We start from the raw sequence: 3,528 nt of genomic DNA on the forward strand, positions 1-3,528 counted from the left end.
GTTCGTGCTTTCCGCCTACGCCGCCTGCCCAACGGGGCGGCTGGAACCTAAGGCTGAGGCCCGCTTCAGAGAAAAGCTCCAATCTGAGATCATCAGGACAGGCATAAGACCCGCCAGGCTACTTGGTGCATCCTGCACGGATAAACCGAAAGGCCTCAGTGCGGATGCTGTCATACGCTGGATGAGAGGCGTTGGCCCACCGATTGCGGAAGCCTATTTGGGCTATGTGCTGGATCGCTATGCAAAACTGCCTGATGTTATCAGCCCTCGCGCACCGATCTCCGACATCTTTCGCCAGAAACTCCACGCCGAACGGAACCGGACAGGGCTTTCCAGTGCCAAGTTGCTCAGTCGGGCAAGTGATGCGCCCGATGGCCTGACGGCGAACATCATCAATAGCTGGCTTACGCGGCGAGCCAAGACCGCCTTCAAAGCCCATATGGACTGGGTAATTCGCGCCTATAGTCGTAACTGTGACAGGCGCCCTCTGTAAAACTATCTTGCATTTTATGCAAAATAAACAACTCGTTTAACATATTTCCTTAAAATATAAAAACAACAGAGGGAAATATGAATTACAACGATGCTATCAGTCTCATTCACAAGCAAGCCCAAGGCGAATTACGCCAAGCCATAAATGTGGTCATCAGGCACAACGAAGAAGATCGAAAAAAGATCGAGGACGAGTGTAAGACACACGAGCATTTCGCGAGACGCCTCCATTTCAAGAATCGGATATTGCAGGAAGAGCTTCTCTCCCTCGGATCATACGCCATCGAGAAATGGTCAGGCACGAATAACACGGCCTATGCCGCCTACTACCGCGAAAAGCTCGATCAGGAATTTGATTATTGAAACATGCCGCCTGCCTCGTGCGGCCAACAGAAACGACCAGAAGAATGGGGGAGAACATGAACCACGAAACGCAGATGACGGCAGCTATGCAGCCCAACATTACGCCGCACCAACTGACACAAGTGTTGATCGGCGTTCGACTGGCAATGGCTCCCTCCATGTTCCCTATCCCGCGCATGATTGCGCTGTCGCAAGATTTGAAACCTTCAGCGGAAATGAGCCTGATCCATGACAATTAACCTCAAAGCCGTTTTCCGCGAAACCGATGCCTTCATTGAGGACGCGGAGCCTGACATGGAAGCGCGCTTCGCTACACCGCCCAGCGCATCCGCGCAGGATTTCGCCTTTGGTAAATCCGTTTGGGAAGTTGTCGATGGCAACCCTGACGGCGCTTCGGTATCGGGCGTTGCAGGCATCAGCCTGATCGGCAGCGACGAAGTTGATGCGCGTGGCCGCAGAAAGGACGAAGACAAGGACGGCATCGGTTGGGACGATGTCGCCGAAATTCAAAGAGAACAGCGTGAAGCGCGTGAACGTGCCATTCTGGAGAATGGCCAAATCACGATGTTTGGCTACACGGTTAGCGAAGAATACCTCGATCAGGCGGTCGATAATGCACTGAGTGACTACGACGCTTTTGCCGCGAGGAACGGGCTTGAGGGCAAAGACAAAGATGATTTCCACTACTGGGCAATGATCTACAAAAATGCGCCTGAGGGCTCACCTCAAAGAGCAAGAGCGCTAGAACACATGGGTGAGATCAGCGAGACCGCGACCACCGCGATATTGCAGGACGCGCAAGACTTGGAGACACGCGCGACTTCAAAACCTGACATAGCAGCAGCAGATGCAGCTGTTCTGGACGCACAGGGCGATGCCGCCGTAGTTGTTGCAAACGCGACTACAGGCGATGTTGCAAGCAATGATGCCGTAGCGGCCAACATTGATGATGAGGGTGTATGGCTTGCTGCTCGTGAGGCGCAAGGCTTCGACGATGAAGAAGCAGCCGCGCTTGCTCAGCGACGAAGTAGCGACACGCTGGATTTTGCCTTCGGCGATACTCGTTCTGGGCCAGTCGTAACACCAGATTTCAACGCCACGGCAGCGGGCTCAGAGCAACTCGCGCAAGCGCAAAGCCCCGAGCCCGAGCAACCAAGGCAGACTTCAACTGCCGAATACGGATTAGGATAGCTTAGCGAATGTCCAGTGCGGCCAATTCACGGGGAAAGTGATCCCGAAACGCGGTTTGCCCCATGCGCAAGACAGTCGGCCTCACTTCGGAAGCGTGATTTGTTCCCAAATGCGCTCCATCACCATCGAATACGGGAACGCCGCGTGCATAGACTTGGAAGTTCGCATCAACATCGTATCCATTCAAGTCAGGCCCGACGATAAAGGCAAGCGGAATACCTTGGTCGCGAAGATCAAGCGCGGCGTTGTACGCTTGCTGCTGTAGTTCACGGTTTCCACCCCAAACTACAACTGCAATTTTGTCGCGAGACGCTTCAGCGGCACCAGCCTGAACAAAACGAACTGATCGGTTGCTATCATTAAATGTGGAGAATGCGACAGGTTGCGCCTGAACATTGGCATTAGCCGCCACGGGCTGCGCGACAACGGGGCGTTCTTGTGCGGCAACCGCTGCGGGAGAAAATGCGGCTGCCGCCGTAGCCAGCGCCAAAGCTGGCGCAGCAACTACATTTCGGAAAATTCTGTTTGTGAGTGCGGACATCTCGAATGCCCTCCTTCTCGTCATTTCGCGCCCGACAATAAGGTCCGATTCTGTCAAGCGTCGCGGGAGGCGGGATGATGGTGATCTCGGGAAGGTTCGGTTTTTGTTGAAATTATTCAGAAAAAAGAATAAGTTGTTGGTTGGTTTGGGCGCATAAACGGCGCTCGCATTGTGTAACCAAACATCGCCGCGATTGACCGAAACAAAAACGGACGTTTTTGGCAGTCGAGGGCGTGAATTTACCCATTGAAAGAATACCGCTTTTCATGGCGCGCATTGGCTATGCCCGTGTCAGCACGGAAGAACAGAATCTCGATTTACAACTATCCGCACTGACAAATGCGGGATGCGACCGTGTGTTCTCGGATTACGGCATTTCGGCATTGGCAAAACGCCGAGACGGGTTCGAGCAGGCGCTCGAAACACTCCGTCCAGGTGATACGTTTGTGATCTGGAAAATGGATCGGGCATTCCGATCCCTGCGCCATGCGCTCGAAGTTTTTGACCTCTTCGAGGAGACAGGCATTGAGTTCCATGTCCTGACAGAAGGCATCGACACGACCACGCCGATGGGGAAATGCTTCTTCGCCATCCGCAATGCCTTTGCGGAACTGGAGCGCAATCTCATTTCCGAGCGGACAAAGGCTGGATTGCAGGAAGCGCGGAGGCGTGGAACAAGGCTGGGCCGCCCCTGCGCATTGAACCGCCGCCAGATCGCTGATGCCCGACTCCGCCGCTCAAACGGTGAGACAATGGCGCAGATCGCAGCCCGTTCGGGCGTGTCCGAGCGCACCATGTATCGCATCATCGGCGGACAACAGCGGGCCTGACTGGAAGGCCATTTGAAGGGGGCAAGGTTATGAAGGGCAGGTCGGTCTGGCGTTCCCTTGCCGAAGAGAAAGACATCCTGTTCTACATCATCGTCATGTCGGTGACATGGG

General features: G+C 54.3%; 6 protein-coding genes. 5 read left to right on the forward strand and 1 reads right to left on the reverse strand.

Translation table 11 applies throughout. The features are described 5' to 3' along the window. The 4 genes from NN5_RS26705 to NN5_RS24285 form a co-directional block, all read left to right on the forward strand. Nucleotides 1-493 (forward strand): hypothetical protein (locus NN5_RS26705; RefSeq protein ID WP_217998773.1); only part of this gene is annotated, 493 nt, incomplete at its 5' end. Between the two features lie 77 nt (nt 494-570). Continuing rightward, a complete protein-coding gene (locus NN5_RS24275) occupies nt 571-855 on the forward strand; it encodes a hypothetical protein (RefSeq protein ID WP_067739190.1) in 285 nt (94 codons plus the stop codon). 56 nt (nt 856-911) lie between these two features. Continuing rightward, entirely contained in the window at nt 912-1,094 is a 183-nt protein-coding gene (locus tag NN5_RS24280) for a hypothetical protein (protein WP_157081328.1), read from the forward strand. Continuing rightward, a complete protein-coding gene (locus NN5_RS24285; protein ID WP_067739195.1) occupies nt 1,084-2,046 on the forward strand; it encodes a hypothetical protein in 963 nt (320 codons plus the stop codon). The genes NN5_RS24280 and NN5_RS24285 overlap by 11 nt, the downstream gene beginning before the upstream one ends. 1 nt (nt 2,047) lies before the next feature. Here the strand turns inward: NN5_RS24285 and NN5_RS26180 are convergent, their stop codons facing one another. After that, complete coding sequence (locus NN5_RS26180) at nt 2,048-2,587, reverse strand: hypothetical protein (protein WP_157081329.1); 540 nt, start codon at nt 2,585-2,587, stop codon at nt 2,048-2,050. A gap of 266 nt (nt 2,588-2,853) precedes the next feature. On the opposite strand from NN5_RS26180, the gene NN5_RS24290 reads away from it, so the two are divergent. After that, on the forward strand, nt 2,854-3,417 hold the full coding sequence (locus NN5_RS24290; protein WP_067739198.1) for a recombinase family protein: 564 nt from the start codon (nt 2,854-2,856) through the stop codon (nt 3,415-3,417). The last annotated feature ends 111 nt before the right edge of the window (nt 3,418-3,528 follow it).

Origin of the sequence: Novosphingobium naphthalenivorans NBRC 102051 (genome assembly GCF_001590985.1) — a bacterium.
GTDB classification, from domain to species: Bacteria; Pseudomonadota; Alphaproteobacteria; order Sphingomonadales; family Sphingomonadaceae; genus Novosphingobium; species Novosphingobium naphthalenivorans.